This is a genomic window from Sulfitobacter sp. 15WGC, assembly GCF_005068605.1.
Taxonomy (GTDB): Bacteria; Pseudomonadota; Alphaproteobacteria; order Rhodobacterales; family Rhodobacteraceae; genus Sulfitobacter; species Sulfitobacter faviae.
Genome location: NZ_SZNL01000005.1, coordinates 155,935 through 168,930 on the forward strand (window position 1 = coordinate 155,935; position 12,996 = coordinate 168,930).

The 12,996-nt window shown below is 61.8% G+C and carries 12 protein-coding genes; 10 read left to right on the forward strand and 2 right to left on the reverse strand.

Annotated features, from left to right (window positions below; all coding sequences use genetic code 11):
• The first annotated feature begins 78 nt into the window (after positions 1 to 78).
• Both ilvA and FCK22_RS06140 read left to right on the forward strand, forming a co-directional pair.
• Positions 79 to 1,311 carry a threonine ammonia-lyase IlvA gene (gene ilvA / locus FCK22_RS06135; RefSeq protein ID WP_197471019.1) on the forward strand — a complete coding sequence of 411 codons (1,233 nt, stop codon included), beginning with the start codon at positions 79 to 81 and terminating at the stop codon, positions 1,309 to 1,311.
• Between the two features lie 78 nt (positions 1,312 to 1,389).
• Positions 1,390 to 2,643 carry a SpoIIE family protein phosphatase gene (locus FCK22_RS06140; RefSeq protein ID WP_067267887.1) on the forward strand — a complete coding sequence of 418 codons (1,254 nt, stop codon included), beginning with the start codon at positions 1,390 to 1,392 and terminating at the stop codon, positions 2,641 to 2,643.
• On the opposite strand, the gene FCK22_RS06145 is transcribed toward FCK22_RS06140, so the two are convergent.
• Entirely contained in the window at positions 2,640 to 3,077 is a 438-nt protein-coding gene (locus tag FCK22_RS06145) for an NUDIX hydrolase (protein WP_067267889.1), read from the reverse strand. The genes FCK22_RS06140 and FCK22_RS06145 overlap by 4 nt on opposite strands.
• Before the next feature lie 76 nt (positions 3,078 to 3,153).
• On the opposite strand from FCK22_RS06145, the gene FCK22_RS06150 reads away from it, so the two are divergent.
• From FCK22_RS06150 to FCK22_RS06180, 7 genes are all read left to right on the forward strand, one after another.
• The gene (locus tag FCK22_RS06150; RefSeq protein WP_067267891.1) at positions 3,154 to 4,128 is read left to right on the forward strand and encodes an Hsp33 family molecular chaperone HslO; all 975 of its coding nucleotides are present in this window, start codon (positions 3,154 to 3,156) and stop codon (positions 4,126 to 4,128) included.
• 1 nt (position 4,129) lies between these two features.
• Positions 4,130 to 4,726 (forward strand): CoA pyrophosphatase, encoded by a 597-nt coding sequence (locus FCK22_RS06155; RefSeq protein WP_067267892.1) that lies wholly within the window; start codon positions 4,130 to 4,132, stop codon positions 4,724 to 4,726.
• Positions 4,702 to 5,883, forward strand: coding sequence for a CCA tRNA nucleotidyltransferase (locus tag FCK22_RS06160; RefSeq protein WP_231886443.1), 1,182 nt, complete (start codon positions 4,702 to 4,704; stop codon positions 5,881 to 5,883). The genes FCK22_RS06155 and FCK22_RS06160 overlap by 25 nt, the downstream gene beginning before the upstream one ends.
• 166 nt (positions 5,884 to 6,049) lie before the next feature.
• Entirely contained in the window at positions 6,050 to 7,888 is a 1,839-nt protein-coding gene (locus FCK22_RS06165) for an ABC transporter ATP-binding protein (RefSeq protein ID WP_067267896.1), read from the forward strand.
• Complete coding sequence (locus FCK22_RS06170; protein ID WP_136720281.1) at positions 7,885 to 9,717, forward strand: ABC transporter ATP-binding protein; 1,833 nt, start codon at positions 7,885 to 7,887, stop codon at positions 9,715 to 9,717. The genes FCK22_RS06165 and FCK22_RS06170 overlap by 4 nt, the downstream gene beginning before the upstream one ends.
• Positions 9,718 to 9,754: 37 nt before the next feature.
• Positions 9,755 to 10,978, forward strand: coding sequence for a class I SAM-dependent RNA methyltransferase (locus tag FCK22_RS06175; protein ID WP_067261132.1), 1,224 nt, complete (start codon positions 9,755 to 9,757; stop codon positions 10,976 to 10,978).
• A 112-nt stretch (positions 10,979 to 11,090) separates the two neighbouring features.
• Positions 11,091 to 11,588, forward strand: coding sequence for a L,D-transpeptidase family protein (locus FCK22_RS06180; protein ID WP_067261130.1), 498 nt, complete (start codon positions 11,091 to 11,093; stop codon positions 11,586 to 11,588).
• 62 nt (positions 11,589 to 11,650) lie between these two features.
• Here the strand turns inward: FCK22_RS06180 and FCK22_RS06185 are convergent, their stop codons facing one another.
• Positions 11,651 to 12,148 (reverse strand): CAP domain-containing protein, encoded by a 498-nt coding sequence (locus tag FCK22_RS06185; protein WP_067261128.1) that lies wholly within the window; start codon positions 12,146 to 12,148, stop codon positions 11,651 to 11,653.
• A gap of 168 nt (positions 12,149 to 12,316) precedes the next feature.
• On the opposite strand from FCK22_RS06185, the gene FCK22_RS06190 reads away from it, so the two are divergent.
• Complete coding sequence (locus tag FCK22_RS06190) at positions 12,317 to 12,928, forward strand: L,D-transpeptidase (RefSeq protein ID WP_067261126.1); 612 nt, start codon at positions 12,317 to 12,319, stop codon at positions 12,926 to 12,928.
• The last annotated feature ends 68 nt before the right edge of the window (positions 12,929 to 12,996 follow it).

Here is a 12,996-nt window from a genome sequence, read left to right on the forward strand (position 1 = left end):
GGCGCGGGCAAGATTGAAGCCCGCGTTGACCTATGCTGGCTGCGCGCCTATCGACGAATGGCAGCAAGGAGAGCACAGATGGCGGATGAATTTGCACGAAAAGCACAGGCGGCGGCAGAAGCGCTGCGGGCATTGTTCCCGGCGACACCGCTTTTGCGCAATGAGCATCTGTCGGAGCGGTTTGGCGCGGATATCTGGTTGAAGCGCGAGGATCTGAGCCCGGTGCGCTCCTACAAGCTGCGCGGGGCCTTCAATGCGATGCGTAAGGTGATCCCGGGGCAGGGGGTTTTCGTCTGTGCCTCTGCCGGGAACCATGCGCAGGGGGTGGCTTTTGCCTGTAGTCATTTCGGGGTGCGCGGCGTGATCTTCATGCCGGTGACGACGCCGCAGCAGAAGGTGCAGAAGACCCGCATGTTCGGCGGTGAGAATGTCGAGATCCGGTTGGTGGGGGATTATTTTGACGCCACGCTGGCCGCAGCGCAGGATTTCTGTCGGGAGGAGGGGGCGCATTTTCTGTCGCCTTTCGATGATGACGATGTGATCGAGGGGCAGGCGTCGGTCGCGGTGGAGATTGCCGCGCAGTTGGGCCGGGTGCCGGACCGGGTGATCTTGCCGGTGGGCGGCGGCGGGCTGTCTTCGGGGGTAGTAAGTTATTTTGGTGAGGCTTGCGATTATACATTCGTCGAACCCGCCGGTGCGCCGAGCCTTGCGCGGGCGTTGGAAGCCGGGGCGCCGGTTGATGTCTCTCCGATCGATAACTTTGTCGATGGTGCTGCGGTGGCCAAGATCGGTGCGCGGACTTTCGAGCGTTTGCGCGGGGTGAACCCGGCGGATGTGGTGCATCTGCCTGAGGACCGGATCTGCGTGACGATCAATGAGATGTTGAATGTCGAAGGCATCGTGTTGGAACCGGCAGGCGCGCTATCGATCGATGCGCTGGGCGAGGTGGCCGATCAGATCGCGGGCAAGACGGTGGTTTGCGTGGCCTCGGGGGGTAATTTCGATTTCGAGCGTTTGCCGGAGGTCAAAGAGCGGGCGCAGCGCTATTCGGGTGTGAAGAAATATTTCATCCTGCGCATGCCGCAGCGGCCCGGGGCGTTGAAGGAATTCCTGATGCTGCTGGGGCCGGAGGATGACATCTGCCGTTTCGAGTATTTGAAAAAATCGGCGCGGAACTTTGGTTCGGTCCTGATCGGGATCGAGACGCGGCGGCCGGAGAATTTCAAACCGTTTCTTGAGCAATTGGGGCAATCCGGCTTTACCTATACGGATATCACCAACGACGAAACCTTGGCGCAGTTCGTTCTGTAGCAGCGGAAGGCCGGAGGGATTCACCTTCTGGTAAGGATTGGCGGGTTAACTCGACAGGGTCTGTCAGGATCGTGTCGCATGAAATTGGATATCCCCAGCCTTTCCGAAGCAGTGGCGACGCCTGCTGTGGCGCCTTTGGTTTTGGTGGTCGAGGGGGATGAGACCCGGCGGGCCTGTCTTTCGACGGCGTTGAAGGGATGGGGATATGAGGTGGTTTCTGCCGCCTCGGAAGCCGAGGCGCCGGCCCTTTGCACGCAGCGGGGGCCTGATATCGTGCTTTGCAGTGGGGCGATATCGGGGCTCGATTTTTGTCGGGCTTTCCGGGAGCTCTCGGAAGCGCGCAGTTATCTCATTCTGTTGGTCGATAGTCAGGAGGGGGTGGTGGACTGCGCTCTTGATGCGGGGGCTGATGATGTTTTGATACGGCCCGCCGGTCTGCCGGAGCTACGCGCGCGTCTTATGGCGGGGGCGCGTTTTCTGGCCATGCAGCGGGAGTTGACGCAGAAAAACCAGCTGATCACCGAGACTTTGGATATTCTGCGGCAGGTGCATGCGCGGATCGACAAGGATTTGGTCGAGGCGAAGAAATTTCAGCAATCGCTGCTTCGCGAGCGTTATCGTGCCATGGAGGGGGGCAATCTGTCGATGATGCTGCGCTCTGCCGGGCATGTTGGCGGGGATTTGGTCGGGTATTTCCCGGTGCGGCCGGGGGTCGTTGGGCTGTTTGGCTTGGATGTGTCTGGGCATGGGATCAGTTCGGCCCTGATGACGGCGCGGCTGGCGGGGTATCTGTCGGCGGCCACGCCGGATCAGAACCTTGCCCTCACGCTTTCGCCCGGGGGGACCTACGCGGCGCGTCCACCGGGTGAAGTGGTTGCGGAACTGAACGATCTTGTTCTTCATGAGATGGAGACGGAGCATTATTTCACCCTGATGCTGGCCATTGCGGATCTCACGACTGGGGAGGTCACTGTCGCGCAGGCGGGGCATCCGCATCCGGCCTTGCTGCGCTCGGATGGGCGGGTCGAACAATCGGGCACCGGGGGGTTTCCTGTCGGGCTGCTTTCTGGGGTGGGGTTCGAGGACTATAAACTTCAGATGGCGCCGGGGGATCGTTTGTTGATCCTATCTGATGGGGTGACGGAATGCCCCGATCCGGAGGGGGAGATGTTGGGCGAAGAGGGTTTGGCCCGCATGTTGGGCGAATTGCGCCGGTTCAGCGGCCCGGCGCTGCTGAGTGCGCTGGTTTGGAAGTTGTCGGAATTCGCTGATAGCCGCGATTTCCCCGATGATGTCTCGGGGATATTGCTTGAGTATCACGGCAACGCCTAGCCTAGGTGGCGTTGCAGAAACAAACGGTCACCTTCATTGGTGAGGGTTGCCAGCGCTTCGCTGGCCGATAGCACCAGCGTGGCGTGATGCGGCTCTGTCGGGGCGGCGATCTGGCGCACGGGATGGGCGACATAGACGTGGCAGATCTTCTGCGCCCAGAGGTCGTAGTCCTTCATATAGGTAAAGCGGCGGAAGGCTCCCAATCGGCGCGGGCGGGCGATGCGCCAGCCGGTTTCTTCCAGCACCTCGCGGTGCAGCGCTTGAAGCGGGGATTCCCCCGCCTCGATACCGCCGCCGGGCAATTGCACCTCGGTCTCCTCCGCCATTTCCAGCGTCATTAGAAAACGTCGTTGCAGCGGCAGAATGGCATAGACGCCGGGGCGTGGCGTGTAGCGTTGGCCGGGTTGCGGTGTCTCACCTGTACGTCGGATCATATGCTGCCCCTTTTTCCATGGGTTGCTGCGCCTATATAGACGCGGTATGCCAAGCGGCCCCCGATAAGGAAACCCGATGACCCAAGGAACTAAAATCGCGTGGGACGATACCGTTCTGCCCTTTCAGCTTGATGATGTCGACATGCGCGGCCGCGTGGCGCGGCTTGATGGCGTGTTGGAAGGCATCCTGAAACAGCACGACTATCCGCCGCAGGTCGAAGCGCTGGTGGCCGAGATGGCGTTGCTGACCGCATTGATCGGCCAGACGATCAAACTGCGTTGGAAGCTGTCGCTGCAGGTGCAGTCCAAAGGTGCCGTTCGGATGATCGCGACCGATTACTACGGCCCCGAGAAAGAAGGCGAGCCTGCGCGCATCCGCGCCTATGCCAGCTATGATGCGGACCGGCTGACCGATGACGCCCCGTTCGAGCAGGTCGGCGAAGGCTATTTCGCAATCATGATCGACCAAGGTCAAGGCATGACCCCCTATCAGGGCATCACGCCGCTGGCCGGTGGGTCTCTGGCCGCCTGTGCCGAAGCCTATTTCGCCCAATCCGAACAGTTGCCGACCCGCTTTTCCCTGAGCTTTGGCAAATCGTCCGGCCCGGATGAGCCGGAGCATTGGCGCGCGGGTGGCATCATGTTGCAGCATATGCCCAAAGCCTCGCCGTTGGCGGCGTCGGGCGAGGGGAGCGGTGACATTCTCAAGGCCGATGACTTGGTCGAGGGCGATGAGGCCGAGGATTGGAACCGCGTGAACATCCTGCTCGGCACCGTTGAGGATTTGGAGCTGATCGGCCCCAGCGTCCCGCCGACCGATCTGCTGCTGCGATTGTTTCACGAGGAACAACCGCGAGTCTATGACCCCCAACCTGTGCGTTTCGGATGCACCTGTTCCGAAGACCGCGTGCGGCAAAGCCTGTCGATCTACTCGGCCCGCGATATCGAAAAGATGACCACGGACGAAGGTCGGGTCACCGCCGATTGCCAATTCTGCGGCGCACATTACGACCTTGATCCGGCCACGGTCGGTTTCGACGCCAAGGCCTAAGGTGAGCGACCGGTTCCAGTCCTTTCGCGAGGCGCTTGCCCAGACCGGGGTGGAATCCTCTGATTTCGATCTGAACCCAGAGGTTACCCTCCCCGAGGGGCGTGCCCTGCGCCCTGCGGGGGTGCTGGCCCCGGTGGTGGATACCGGTGCGCGGCTGGAGCTGATCCTGACCAAACGGTCTTCGGCGCTGAAACATCACCCCGGGCAGATCGCCTTTCCGGGGGGCAAACAAGACGGCGGCGATGCGGATGTCATCGCCGCCGCCCTGCGCGAAGCCCGCGAAGAGATCGGCCTGCCGAGCGATATCGTGGATGTCTTGGGCGTGCTTCCGGCTCATGAGACGGTCACCGGCTTTAGCGTGACCCCCGTGATCGGCTATGTGACGCGGGATTTCACCGTGGTGCCTGAGCCCGGTGAGGTCGAAGAGGTGTTTCGCGTGCCGCTTGACCATGTGCTCGACCCCAGCAACTACCTTGTGCATTCCCGGCGTTGGCGCGGCCAGCGGCGGTATTATTACGCCGTTCCCTACGGCCCCTATTACATCTGGGGCGCGACCGCGCGTATGTTACGGGCATGGGCGACACGAATGAACCAATGATTCCGACCGGCACGCGCTGGCTACATGACGAAGACGCACAGCGGGTTTGCCGCGTGGTGCAGGAGGGCGGGCATCCTATCTATTTCGTCGGCGGCTGCGTGCGCGATGCGCTGCTTGGCTTGCCGGATAGCGACGTCGATCTCTCCACCGAGGCGATGCCTGAAACGGTGATGGCGCTGGCCAAGGCCGCCGGGGTCAAGGCCGTGCCGACTGGGATCGACCATGGCACGGTGACGTTGGTCTCGGGCGGCAAACCCTTTGAGATCACCACCTTTCGCCGCGATGTAGAGACTGATGGCCGCCGGGCTGTCGTCGCCTTTTCCACCGATATCGCTGATGACGCCCGCCGCCGGGATTTCACGATGAACGCGCTCTATGCCACGCCCGAGGGCCGTGTGGTCGACCCCTTGGGCGGGCTTCCCGACCTGCGCGCGCGCCGGTTGCGTTTCATCGAGGATGCAGGTCAGCGTATCCGCGAAGATTACCTGCGCACCCTGCGCTATTTCCGCTTCATGGCGTGGTATGGTGACCCTGAAGTGGGGCCAGAGCCGGATGCGCTCGATGCCATCGCGTCGAATTTGGATGGGCTCGAGACGCTCTCGGCGGAACGTGTGGGGCAGGAGTTCAAAAAACTCCTCCGCGCGCCTGATCCTGCCCCCGCACTGGCTCTGATGCGGCAAACCGGTGCTTTGCCCGTGCTTTTGCCGGGGAGTAATGACCGTTGGATCTCCATGCTGGTCCATTTCGAACAGGGGCTTGGCCTTGATCCCGATTGGCTGGTGCGTCTGGCCGCGCTGGGCGGGGAGGGTTTGACCGACCGTCTGCGGCTGAGCAAAGCAGAGGTCAAACATCTCACCCTGCTGCAAGAGCAGGGCTTCGCAGGGCCGCCATTGCCTGAGCTTGCCTATCGTCATGGGGCAGGGGTGGCCATTGGGGTGGCTTTGCTGCGGGGCTGTATGGCGGAACAGATGCCCGAAACCGGCATGTTAGAGACGATAAAAGCCGCCGCGGCGGCCCGTTTCCCGGTAACGGCCAAAGACCTGATGCCCGCATTCAAAGGCCCGGCCTTGGGCCAAGAGCTTGCCCGGCTTGAACAGCTTTGGATCAACTCCGGCTTCACCTTGACCCGGGCGGACCTATTGGCCCGGCGCAGCTAGGTCGACATCGCGGTGAAATTCGTCTATCCGAAGCGCATTACAAGGGAGATGGGCGAAATGTACCGCGGGATCTGGTTCAGCTAAGCTGGCATAACCATTGCCCCTTTGCGGCTCTGCTCTTGGGCAGCGCCGAAGATTTTGCACGTCTATTTTTCAAGGTCTCCCCATGTTCCGCTTTTTTGAAAACCTCGTCGATCCCTATGTCTCCTATCGCGAGAAGGACGTGCCGCCCCAAGGGCTCTGGCCCTTCCTGCGGGACTATGCGCAGCCGTTCAAAAAGGTATTCGCCCTCGCCGGGCTGATGGCGATCCTCGTCGCCGCGATTGAGGTTGGCCTGATCTACTACATGGGCCGCATCGTCGATCTGCTGGGCAGCGATCCCGCGCGGATGTGGGCGGACCATGGGACCGAGTTGATCCTCGTAGCGCTGGCTGTGTTGTTGCTGCGGCCCATGGTGCAGGCGGTCGATGTGATGCTTCTGAACAATGCCATCTTGCCGAACTTCGGGACGTTGATCCGTTGGCGGGCGCATCGTCATGTCTTGCGGCAATCCGTGGGCTGGTTCGAGAATGACTTCGCCGGGCGTATTGCCAACCGGATCATGCAAACGCCACCGGCAGCGGGGGAGGTGGTCTTTCAGGTCTTCGATGCGATTTCTTACTCGTTGGCCTATATGATCGGCGCGGCGATCCTGCTCTCTACCTCGGATATCCGTTTATTAGTGCCGCTTTTGGGGTGGTTCATCCTCTATGGCGGCTTGGTGGCTTGGACGATCAAACGGGTCGGCCCTGCGTCCAAAGCGGCGTCGGACGCGCGGTCGCAGGTGACGGGGCGTGTGGTGGATGCCTATACCAATATCCATTCGGTCAAGATGTTCGCGCATCATGATCTGGAGGTCGATTTCGCGGGTGAAGCCATCGAAGAGGCGCGGCGCACGTTTCAAGGTGAGATGCGTATTTTCACCATCATGGATGTGGTCCTGACCCTTCTCAACGGCATGTTGATCGTGGGCGTCGTCGGCTGGGCCTTGGTGTTGTGGATGGGCGCGGAGGCAAGCGTCGGTGTTGTCGCCGCTGCCGCCGCGCTGGCGCTGCGGCTTAACTCCATGACCGGTTGGATCATGTGGGCGCTGTCGAGCTTTTTCCGCGAATTAGGTGTCGTCGCCGAAGGGATGGAGACCATTGCCCAGCCCCTCGCCCTCACCGACCGCCGCGATGCGCCGCCGCTGAAACTCACCGAAGGGCGGATCGAAATGGCGGGGCTGAGCCATCACTACGGGCGCGACAGCGGCGGGGTTCAGGACATCAATATCACCGTGCAGCCGGGCGAGAGGATTGGCCTTGTGGGCCGCTCAGGTGCCGGGAAATCGACCCTCGTAAAGCTGATACTGCGGTTCTACGACGCCGAAACCGGTGAAATCCGGATCGACGGGCAGGACATCGCGCAGGTCCGGCAAGACAGTCTGCGGCGGCATATCGGTGTGGTGCAGCAGGATTCCGCGCTGCTGCATCGCTCGGTGCGCGAGAATATTCTCTATGGCCGTCCCGACGCCAGCGAGGCCGAGATGATCGCCGCGGCGAAACAGGCGCAGGCGCATGAGTTCATCCTCGATCTGACCGATCCTGAGGGGCGCTCGGGCTATGACGCGCGTGTGGGTGAGCGGGGCGTGAAACTGTCCGGCGGGCAACGGCAGCGGATCACGCTGGCACGGGTGATCCTCAAGGACGCGCCGATCTTGTTGCTGGACGAGGCGACAAGCGCGCTCGACAGTGAGGTGGAGGCGGTCATTCAGGAAACGCTCTATGGCATGATGGCGGGCAAGACCGTCATCGCCATCGCGCACAGGCTGTCGACGATTGCCGAGATGGACCGAATTCTGGTTCTGGATCAGGGTCGTATCGTCGAAGAGGGCAGCCATGACGCGCTTTTGCAGAAAGCAGGCCTATATGCAGCTTTCTGGCACCGTCAGTCGGGTGGTTTTCTCGCATTGGATGAAAAAACGTGAGCATTTCGAATTGGATCAACCCGTTTCGCCCCGCCGAAGGGCCGCCACCGCAGACCCTCTGGGCCTTCATCCGCTGGTGCCTTGCAGGCGCTTGGCCGGTGCTCTGGCTCGCGGCATTCCTCTCAGCCGCCGCGGGCGCGATGGAGGCGGGCACGGCGTGGATTTTGGGCAAGGTGATCGATGCCACGGTCAGTGCGGGGCCGGAGCGGTTTTTTGAGGGCAGCAGTCTGGTTTTGGTCTTGGGCGCGATTGCGTTTTTCCTTGTGGCGCGTCCCGTGCTGTTTGGCCTCTCCTCGGCCTCCAACGCGATCATGGTGCAGCCTAATGTGAACCCGCTGGTGCTGTCGCGGCTGCACCGTTGGACATTGGGGCAGAACGTTAATTTCTTTGATGAAGACTTCGCCGGGCGCATTGCGCAAAAGCAGATGCAGGCCGCGCGGGCGGTGACGGATGTGGCCGCCGAAGTGATCAACGTGGTGGCCTTTGCGCTTGCCTCTCTGGTGGGGTCGGTCGCCTTGCTTTTGGCGATCGACTGGCGTGTGGCGGTTGGGTTTTCCGTCTGGCTGGTGATGTATCTGGCGCTGATCAACTGGTTCTTGCCGCGCGTGCGCAAACGGGCCGCGGGGCGGGCCGGGGCGCGGGCGATGGTGTCGGGGCAGGTGGTTGATACGATCACGAACATCAAGACGGTGAAGCTTTTCGCCCATGCCGATCACGAAGACCGCGCGGCACTTTCCGCGATGCAGAGCTTTCGCGCCCGGGCCTTGGAGTTCGGCTATCTCGCCGCCGGGTTCCGTCTGGCGCTGATGAGCCTTGCGGGGCTTTTGCCGGTTCTGCTTTTGGGCGGGACGATCCTGCTGTGGCAGCGCGGATTGGCGAGCGAGGGCGATATCGTCGCCTCTGGCGCCATCGCGATCCGTATCGCGCAGATGACGGGCTGGGTCTCTTTCACGCTGATGGCGATCTATTCGAATATTGGGGAGGTCGAAGACGGCATGCGCACCCTGACGCCGCGCGTGCGGCTGGATGATGAGCCTGATGCGCAGGAACTGGTCGTCGAGGCCGGAGAGATCGAATTGCGCGATCTGGGCTTTGCCTATGGCCGTCAAACTGGGGGGATCGACCGGATATCGCTGACCATCCAACCGGGTGAGAAGCTGGGCATCGTCGGTGCTTCGGGGGCGGGGAAATCGACCCTCGTGGCGCTGCTCTTGCGGCTCTATGAACCGGAGCAGGGCAAGATATTGATCGACGGGGTAGATACCACGACGGTGACCCAAGAGAGCCTGCGCCGCAATATCGGTATGGTCACGCAGGAGACGGCGATGTTCAACCGCTCCGCGCGGGACAACATCCTGTATGGCCGCCCCGATGCGACCGAGGCCGAGGTCATCGCCGCCGCCGAACGCGCCGAGGCGCATGAGTTCATTCAGCAACTCGAAGATCACAAAGGTCGCTGCGGCTATGACGCGCATTTGGGGGAGCGTGGGGTGAAGCTTTCGGGTGGCCAGCGCCAGCGCATCGCCTTGGCCCGCGCCATCCTGAAAGACGCGCCGATACTGGTGCTGGACGAGGCGACAAGCGCCCTTGATAGCGAGGTGGAGGCCGCCATTCAGGAGACCCTAGACCGTGTGATGGAAGGCAAAACCGTGCTGGCCATTGCCCACCGTCTGTCGACCCTGACCGAGATGGACCGCATCATGGTGCTGGACGCGGGCCGCATTGCAGAGATTGGCAGCCATGCCGATTTGCTTGCCCAAGACGGGCTTTATGCGCGCTATTGGCACCGGCAGTCGGGCGGGTTTCTGGATGTGAAGGCGGCGGAATAGGCTTTCCCAGTCGCCTTTGCCGCGCTATGGGCAGGCTATGACTGAACATGAAATCTTGCGTCTCGGCCACCACGGCGATGGCATCGCCCAAGGTCCGATCTTTGCCCCGATGACCCTGCCGGGGGAAACCGTCACCGGCGTTGTCGATGGGCAGCAGCTTCGCGATCTGCGGATCGTCACCCCCTCCGACCAGCGGGTCGCACCGCCCTGTCGCCATTTCAAATCTTGCGGCGGCTGCCAGTTGCAGCATGCCGCGGATGATTTCGTGGCGGCTTGGAAGGTCGATGTGGTGCGCAACGCGCTTTCGGCTCATGGGTTAGAGACAGAATTTCGCCCCATCCAAACCTCCCCCGCGCAATCGCGCCGTCGGGCGACCTTTGCCGCGCGGCGGACCAAAAAGGGCGCTATGGCGGGCTTTCATGGCCGCGCTTCTGACGTGCTGATCGAGGTGCCGGGCTGTCAGTTGGTCGATCCCGCCTTGCTGCCGGGGCTGAAGGTGGCCGAAGAACTGGCGCTGATCGGCACCAGCCGAAAGGCCGAATTGGCCGTCACGGTCACCCTGTCGGAAGAGGGGCTGGACGTCTCTGTCGCCAATGGCAAACCGCTCGACGGGCCGCTGCGCCAGCAATTGGCACAGGCCTGTGAGGCTCTCTCTCTGGCGCGGCTCACTTGGGATGGCGAGGTGATCGCGATGCGCGCGCCGCCCGTACAGCGCTTTGGCGATGCGCCGGTCACGCCGCCGCCGGGCGCCTTCTTGCAGGCCACCCGCCATGGCGAAGCAGCTTTGCTAGAGGCGGTCAGGGACGCCGTGGGCGAGGCCGAGGTCGTGGCCGATCTTTTCGCAGGTTGCGGCACCTTTGCCTTGCCCCTGGCGCAGCAGGCGCGGGTGCACGCGGTGGAAGGCGATGCCGAGATGATCGCCGCGCTGGAAGGGGGCTGGCGTCGGGCCAAGGGGGCAAAACCGCTCACCGCCGAGACGCGCGATCTGTTTCGCCGACCGCTCCTTCCGGATGAACTGGCCAAGATCGACGCCGTGGTGCTCGACCCGCCCCGCGCGGGGGCCGAAGCGCAGGTGGCCGAGATCATCCGCGCCGAAGTGCCGCGCGTGGCCTATGTCTCCTGCAATCCGGTGAGCTTTGCCCGCGATGTGCAGAACATGGTCGCGGCAGGCTATCGGCTGGACTGGGTACAGGTGGTCGACCAGTTCCGCTGGTCGTCCCATGTGGAACTCGCCGCCTGTCTGACCCTGCCTGAAAGCTAATCCACGGCCCCATATGACGCCGCGGATCACCGCTTTTTGAGTGAAATTAATCCCTCTCTATGGTAACGCGGATAAAAATGGCCGGAATGGCCGGGGCGTTGAGGGCACAGTGATGAAACGCAGGACGATGATACTTGGCGGCACCGCTATGGTGGCGCTTGGCGCGTGCAGTAGCAGTAAGTTCAAGCGCTACAACGGTCCTGAAGTGACCTATGTGGTTGTGAACAAAAGCCAACGCCGCATGATGCTGTTGCACCATAACCGCGTGCTCGAAGATTACCGGATTAAACTGGGCTTCGCTCCGGTGGGTCACAAAGCCTTTGAGGGGGATGGCCGAACGCCCGAAGGGCTGTACCGAATCGACCGTCGCAACCCGAACAGCCGTTTCCACCTTTCCGTCGGGATCGATTACCCGAACGCGCGCGATATCGAAAACGCCCGCGCCATGGGCAAAAGCCCGGGCGGCGATATCTTTATCCACGGGCAGAAAGACCCGCGGAAGAAGGAAAAGCACGATTGGACTTGGGGCTGTATCGCGGTCACCAACAAGGAAATCGAGGATGTTTACGCGATGGTGCGGGACGGCACGCCGATCCTGATCACACCCTAAGGGCCGCTTGATACGACACCGGCCCCCGCAGGGGCCGGATCGGTCGGTTAATCAGACAAAGATCAGTTGCCGACGACCATCGTCCACCAGATCTTGCCACCGTTTTCCTGATGCCATGCGAAACCCATCTGGCGGCCATTTGGGGCCATCAAGATGCGGCGCGTGTCGGGTTGCTCCATCCATGCGGCGAGGGTCTCAAGCTCGGTCTCATAGGTTTCCGAGATCACCTCGCCGACCAGACCGCCGGTATAGCCCACGCGCTGGATGCGATCGATCGGCGAGGACCCGTCAGAGCCGAAATGCCAGGGGCGGTTTTGCACCGCCATATCGCGCGAATGGGTGGCGGCAGCGGCGTTCAGCTTGGCATCCAGCGCCAGCGGCGTCACCCCGGCAGAGCTGCGCAGCGCATTGACGGAGTCGAGCATGCGGAATTGGATCGTACCCGCGTCGGAGCGGCTGATGCGGTAGGTGCCGCCAGCTTTGCCGCCGGTCGTGCTGGACGGGGTACAGGCAGATAGCGCAACCGTCAGCGCCAGTAGAATGGACAGGATACGGATCATATGAGCGCTCCACGCAATGAAGTTTTTTCTGCCTTACATCGGGGCGCGTTGCAGTTCAAACGCACATAGGCATGACTCTGCCGTGCGGCCCCGGTTTCAATTGAAACTGCGTCTTTCGAGCCATATAACTGGCATTAATTAGCATAATTTCAGTTTTGGAGACGCTCCATGTCCGCTCCCCGTTTTTCGATCAAGAGCCGCCGTGGCTTCCTTGCTGGCAGCGCCGCGATGCTCGCCACACCCGCGCTGGCGCAAAGCACCTCTTCCTTCAACTCCACCGCCACGACCGAGACGGAGCGTGACCTGACCGAAGCGGTCAAGCGCAATGTCTCAAGTTTCCGGATGCTGGATTGGCGCCCCTATTTCAGCAACACGCGCAATGGCGCGGTGCTGGTCGATATCGACAGCCGGGCGGTGCACTACTGGTCTGAGGATCAGAGCGTTTACAAACTCTACCCCTCTTCGGTGCCGCTGACCGAAGACCTCACACGCCGTGGCCGGACCCGTGTCATCAAAAAGGTCGAGGGGCCAAGCTGGCGCCCGACGCCGTCGATGCTCAAGCGCAATCCCGAATGGCCGCCCTATGTCGGCCCCGGCCCGGACAACCCTCTGGGCACCCATGCGCTGTACCTCAGCTGGACCTATTATCGTATCCACGGAACCCACGACACAAGAAAAATTGGACGTAAGTCTTCCAATGGTTGCATCGGGCTCTATAACGAACATATCGCCGAACTTTTTGCCCTGACGAAGGTCGGCACGCAGGTGTTGCTTATTTGACGACATCCCCCTGATTCCTTGATGCAATAGCTGATTCCGGGTTTGCAAACTTTTGCCGATACTGTTTA

What these genes read in the sequence shown, in the direction of transcription:
- FCK22_RS06185 (WP_067261128.1), bottom strand. Translation starts at nt 12,148, where the DNA reads ATGATCCGTATCCTGTCCATTCTACTGGCGCTGACGGTTGCGCTATCT.
- FCK22_RS06145 (WP_067267889.1), bottom strand. Translation starts at nt 3,077, where the DNA reads ATGATCCGACGTACAGGTGAGACACCGCAACCCGGCCAACGCTACACG.
- FCK22_RS06175 (WP_067261132.1), top strand. Translation starts at nt 9,755, where the DNA reads ATGACTGAACATGAAATCTTGCGTCTCGGCCACCACGGCGATGGCATC.
- ilvA (WP_197471019.1), top strand. Translation starts at nt 79, where the DNA reads ATGGCGGATGAATTTGCACGAAAAGCACAGGCGGCGGCAGAAGCGCTG.
- FCK22_RS06150 (WP_067267891.1), top strand. Translation starts at nt 3,154, where the DNA reads ATGACCCAAGGAACTAAAATCGCGTGGGACGATACCGTTCTGCCCTTT.
- FCK22_RS06160 (WP_231886443.1), top strand. Translation starts at nt 4,702, where the DNA reads ATGGGCGACACGAATGAACCAATGATTCCGACCGGCACGCGCTGGCTA.
- FCK22_RS06190 (WP_067261126.1), top strand. Translation starts at nt 12,317, where the DNA reads ATGTCCGCTCCCCGTTTTTCGATCAAGAGCCGCCGTGGCTTCCTTGCT.
- FCK22_RS06165 (WP_067267896.1), top strand. Translation starts at nt 6,050, where the DNA reads ATGTTCCGCTTTTTTGAAAACCTCGTCGATCCCTATGTCTCCTATCGC.
- FCK22_RS06180 (WP_067261130.1), top strand. Translation starts at nt 11,091, where the DNA reads ATGAAACGCAGGACGATGATACTTGGCGGCACCGCTATGGTGGCGCTT.
- FCK22_RS06140 (WP_067267887.1), top strand. Translation starts at nt 1,390, where the DNA reads ATGAAATTGGATATCCCCAGCCTTTCCGAAGCAGTGGCGACGCCTGCT.